We start from the raw sequence: 5,529 nt of genomic DNA on the forward strand, positions 1-5,529 counted from the left end.
TGATAAAAGCGAACAAAACCCAATTAAAAATTAGATAAAAAAGGTTATAATAATTTTATAGGAGGTTAAGATGAAAGTTTTAGGACATAGAGGCTGTAAGTACGAAGTGGAAAACACGATTAAAAGTTTTGAACGCGCTTTTGAACTTGGGGCAGATGGGGTTGAACTTGACACACAAATGACAAAGGATGGTGTGGTTGTTGTCTCTCATGATGAGAATCTTAAGAGGGTCTTTGGTGTTGACTTCAATATAAGAGAGCATACGATTATTGAACTTGAAGAGATCTCAAAGGATAACGAAACTGTCCCCACACTTGAAAGTGTCCTTGAAATTGCAAAAAGTAAAAACAAAATTGTCGATGTCGAGTTGAAGAATCCTCTGGACTTAAAGCCTGTTTCAAAAATCGTTCAAGGTTTTCAGTATGATGGATTTTTTATCTCTTCTTTTTACCACAAGGCGATGATTGAGGGAAAGGAAATGTTCCCCAGGCTCAAATTTGCCTTCCTTTATGCGCATGTCCCGGAAGATATTTCCATTTATGCAAGGAAAGTTGACTTTCTAAAGCCGGAAGTCGAATTTGTAACAGAGGAATACAGGTCTTACGCATCCATTACTATCCCCTGGACTGTAAACGAAAAAGAGGATTTTGAAAGGCTCTTTGCCCTGGGAATATTTGCTGTAATATCTGACTATCCCGATAGGATACTAAAATTCATCGAGGAAAAGGCATAAACAAAATAACTTGCAAATAAATTTTTCGGTGCTATAATATTTTCATGATTGATTTAATATATTATATATGATTTAAATTGAGGCTTTTTAGGAGGTGAATATGCGTGGGTTATTAAAACTCTATAAGGGCTTAAAAAAATACTGGCTCTTAATACTGGGAGCGGTTGCCCTTATCTATCTTCAGGTTAGGGCAAACCTTGAACTTCCAACAATTATGTCCCGTATCGTCAATAATGGAATTATCCCTGGCGATATAAATTACATCTGGCAGCAGGGATTGATTATGCTCCTTGTTTCTTTTGGCGGAATTCTTGCGGCTATATCTGCAAGTTTCCTTTCATCACATGTATCTATGGGGCTTGGAAGGGACATAAGAAGCAAATTCTTTAAGCATGTTGAAAGCTTCTCCCTTTCTGAGTTTAACAAATTTGGAGCATCTACATTACTCACAAGAACAACAAACGATGTCGTTCAAATTCAGCGTTCAACACAGATGCTTATAATGCTTCTTTCAAACGCAATTTTTACAGGTGTGGATGCAATTATACTTGCATACAATGCAAGCCCATATCTTACACGCATTCTTTATGTTGCAATTCCAGCCGTTGCTCTTATTATAGCAATTCTTGTTAATCCTATTATGAAACTCTTTATGCTCATTCAGAATGAAATCGATAAGATAAACAAGGTTGTAAGGGAAAACATTATGGGCGTCCGTGTTATAAGGGCGTTTAACAAGCAGGAATATGAGAAGAAGAGATTTGAGAACGCAAACCTTGATGTTACCAATACTTACATAAAGGCAAACCGTATTATAGCTGTTGTTATGCCGGTTGCAATGATTGTAATGAACATTACTACGGTTGCTATTTTGTGGTATGGTGCAAAGGGAATAGATATGGGAAATACAGACCTTGGTGCTATGGTTGCATTTTTGCAGTATGCACTTATGATTTTAATGAGTATTCTTATGCTTACAATCCTTTTTGTTATGCTTCCCCGTGCAGAGGCAGCAGCAGAGAGGGTCGTAGAGGTTCTTGAGACTCCACTTGAAATAAAAGACCCTGAAAAGCCAAAGCAATTTACCGATAATAAAGGATATGTTCAATTTATTGATGTGACATTCAAATATCCTGGTGCACAAGAACCTGTCCTCTATAATATTACTTTCGATGCAAAACCCGGGGAGGTTATAGGGATTCTTGGAACAACAGGAAGTGGAAAATCCACTCTTGTAAGCCTTATTCCAAGGCTTTATGATGTAACTTCAGGGCAACTTCTTATAGATGGAGTGGATGTGCGTGAAGTTACTCAGGAAGAACTTCGAAAGCGTATAAGTTATGTACCGCAACGCGCTGTCATCTTTACAGGAACTGTTAAAGAAAATATTCGAATGGGAAAGCCCGATGCAACTGACGAAGAGATAATTGAGGCGGCAAAAATTGCACAGGCACACGGATTTATTGAAAGACTTCCTCAAGGTTACGACACGGTTATTTCTGAGGGCGGCACAAACCTTTCTGGCGGTCAGAAACAGAGAATTTCTATTGCTCGAGGTATTTTAAGAAGAGGTGATATCTTTGTCTTTGATGACTGCTTTTCTGCACTGGACTTTAAGACAGAGGCAAAATTAAGAATGGCTTTGAAAGATGTTGTTAAGGATGCAACTGTTATACTTGTTGCTCAAAGAGTTGCAAGCGTTATGAATGCTGACAAAATTATTGTCCTCGATGAAGGAAGGATTGTAGGTATAGGGTCGCACAAGGAACTTATGGAAACTTCCGATGCTTATCGTGAGATTGTCTTCTCGCAACTCTCGCAGGAAGACCTTGTAAGGGAGGGATTAGCATGAGCGAAAAGAAAATTGAAACCCAACAAAGACCAGTGGCTGCAATGTTTGGTATGAGAGGGCCTGGAATGAGAGGTGCCGTAGAAAAACCAAAGGACTTTTGGGGCACCTTAAAACGCCTTGTCCGATACTTGGGGCCGCAACTTCCAAAACTTATACTTGTCATAATCCTTGCAATTGTAAGCACGGTTTTCACAGTTTTTGGTCCTAAGATAAGTGGAAATGCTGTTAATGAAATTACAAATGGATTTATCGCACAGAAACTTGTAAGCGGTGTATCAGAAGCACAGGAAAAGGCAGTTCCTCAGATTAAAGATATGTTGAATAAATTGCAAGAGGGAGAATCTGCTGCGGTTACACAGGCTCAGGCTATTGTAAAGGAGCAGTTTGAAAAACAAATTTCTGCTATGAAAAATGAGGCGTATGCCCAGGCTGAAGCACAGGTTAGAAAGATGTTTGCAACAAACCCTCCAAAAGAATTGATAGATGCTCAATCAAAGGTAGAAGCCGAGGTAAGAAAGCAATTCGAAGAAAAAATTCAGGAAATGAAAGAACTCGCGTATGCCCAGGCTGAAGCGCAGGTGGTAGAACAAATCACGAAAAACCCTCCTCAAGAATTAATAGAGGCCGAAAATAAGGCGATTGAACAGGCAAAAGAGGAAGCAAAGAAACAGGTCGATGCCCAATTTCAAGCACAGTATCCTAATGTCCCACTTGAAAGTATTCCTGGATATAAAGAAGCACTTGCTGCAGCACAGGCCAAGGCAGCAGAAGTAGCAAAGGCACAGGTAGATGCAGCTTTTCTTGAGCAGGCAAAAGCGCAGGCGAGGGCTCAGGTTGATGCTGAGTTTGTGAAGAAACAGCCTCAATTTGATCAAGAACTTGCAAAGGCAATAGCACAGGCAAAGGCTCAAGTAATGAATGAGGCTCTTAAGCAGGCAATAGCACAAGCAAGGGCTCGGGTTGACGCAGAGTTTGCAAAGAAGCAACCTGAATTACAAAAACAACTTGCCGATGCAGAAAGTAAAGCTGTTGCTCAAGCAAAAGAAACCGTCGAGAAGGAGTTTCTTAAAAAGGCTAACTTGACTCAAGATCAGTTTAATGCAATTAAAGAATTAGCAAGCCTTCCTGTCGTAAATACTATTACCGATTATAACGAAAGGGCGAATACTGTTCAAAAAATTATTGACCTGAGTAAGAATTTGCCCCTTGATAAGCTTTCCTCTTTTACGAGCAGCAACAACTCCAATGCAACACAAATGAAAAATTTCAAATTCTCTGAAACCGATCTTAAACCTGCACTTGATATTATCAGGAAAAACGGTGGTAAAATCCCATTTGATAGTCTCGGAAGGATTCTCCTCCTTCTTATTGGTCTTTATGTGTTAAGTGCGCTTCTTACATTTTTAGTCCAGTACATTATGTCGGATGTTGCACAAAAAACTACCTATTCTCTTCGTAAAGACCTTTTTGAAAAATTTATGAGACTTCCTATAAGGTATTACGATAGGCATTCAACAGGTGATATATTGAGCCGTATGAGTAACGACCTCGATACAGTATCGACTACTTTACAGCAGAGCATTACTCAAATTATTATATCTCTCACACAGATTATAGGTTTTCTCATTATGATGCTTACCATAAGCGGTAAACTTACAATAATTGCAGTGTTGAGTTTGCCAGTGTATGCTATTGTTATGATGCTCATTATTAAATTTTCTCAGAAGTTCTTTTTAAATCAACAAATTCATCTTGGAAATCTCTCGGGGCATGCTGAGGAAATGTACACAGGGCATGTGGTAGTTAAAACTTATAACAGAGAAAAAGATTCAATAGAGAAGTTTGAAAAGATAAACGCTGACTTGTACAATGCTAACTGGAAAGCACAATTCCTTACTGGTATTATGATGCCTTCTACAAACTTCATAAGCAATGTTGCATATGTTTTTATTGCAGTATTCGGTGGCATATATGTTGCTCACAATGTTCTCAACCTTGGCGATATAACCGCATTCATACAATATTCAAGGTCGTTCTCTCAGCCGATAATTCAGATTGCAAATATTTCGGAAACCATTCAATCGACGATGGCTTGTGCAGAGAGAGTCTTTAATGTGCTCGATGAAGAAGAAGAGACTCCGGACCCGATAGATGCCGTTACACTTGTAAATCCACGTGGTGAAATTGTATTTGATAATGTTGACTTTAGTTATGTTGAAGAAAAGCCACTCTTCGAGGACCTGAACCTTATTGCAAAACCTGGTGAGATGGTTGCAATTGTTGGACCGACAGGTGCAGGAAAGACAACCATTGTAAACCTTCTTATGAGGTTCTACGAAATCAAGGATGGCGTTATCTGGTTTGACGGTATTGACACAAGAAAGATAAAGCGTGGTGACCTCAGGACAAAAATTGGAATGGTTTTGCAGGACACCTGGCTATTTAATGGAACGATTAAAGAAAACATCGCCTACGGAAAAGACGGTGCAACTGACGAAGAGATTATTCAGGCTGCAAAGTTGGCGCATGCAGACAGGTTCATAAGAAGTTTACCGCAAGGCTATGACACTGTTATTAACGAAGAAGCGTCTAACATCTCCGCGGGTGAAAAACAGTTGATAACAATCGCAAGGGCATTCCTTGTTAACCCAACAGTTCTTATCCTCGATGAGGCAACAAGTAATGTCGATACAAGGACTGAGAAACTAATCCAGAAGGCAATGCAAACTCTTATGCAGGGAAGGACATCCTTTGTTATCGCACACAGGCTTTCAACGATAAGGGATGCAAAAACCATTCTCGTTATGAACAATGGAAAGATAATCGAGCAAGGAACCCACGAAGAACTTCTCAAGAAGAAAGGTTTCTATGCTGAACTCTACTATGCGCAGTTTGTTGGTGCTTTTGATAGCGAGGTTATTCCAAACCCTGAAGCTTTGAAAGC

2 protein-coding genes and 1 pseudogene are annotated in these 5,529 nt (G+C 39.5%); all 3 read left to right on the forward strand.

Annotation, left to right across the window (positions count from 1 at the left end; all coding sequences use genetic code 11):
• Nucleotides 1-70 precede the first annotated feature (70 nt).
• The 3 genes and pseudogenes from JHC30_07705 to JHC30_07715 all read left to right on the forward strand — a co-directional run bounded on the left by JHC30_07705 (nt 71) and on the right by JHC30_07715 (nt 5,529).
• Nucleotides 71-733 (forward strand): hypothetical protein, encoded by a 663-nt coding sequence (locus JHC30_07705; GenBank protein MCI4464033.1) that lies wholly within the window; start codon nt 71-73, stop codon nt 731-733.
• 100 nt (nt 734-833) lie between these two features.
• The gene (locus JHC30_07710; protein MCI4464034.1) at nt 834-2,585 is read left to right on the forward strand and encodes an ABC transporter ATP-binding protein; all 1,752 of its coding nucleotides are present in this window, start codon (nt 834-836) and stop codon (nt 2,583-2,585) included.
• Nucleotides 2,586-3,499: 914 nt separating this feature from the next.
• Nucleotides 3,500-5,529 (forward strand): annotated as a pseudogene (locus JHC30_07715) (ATP-binding cassette domain-containing protein).

The organism is Caldisericum sp. (assembly GCA_022759145.1).
Taxonomy (GTDB): domain Bacteria; phylum Caldisericota; class Caldisericia; order Caldisericales; family Caldisericaceae; genus Caldisericum.

Bases quoted from the DNA above. Each gene is read 5' to 3' on its own strand.
- JHC30_07710 (MCI4464034.1), top strand. From the start codon at position 834: ATGCGTGGGTTATTAAAACTCTATAAGGGCTTAAAAAAATACTGGCTC.
- JHC30_07705 (MCI4464033.1), top strand. From the start codon at position 71: ATGAAAGTTTTAGGACATAGAGGCTGTAAGTACGAAGTGGAAAACACG.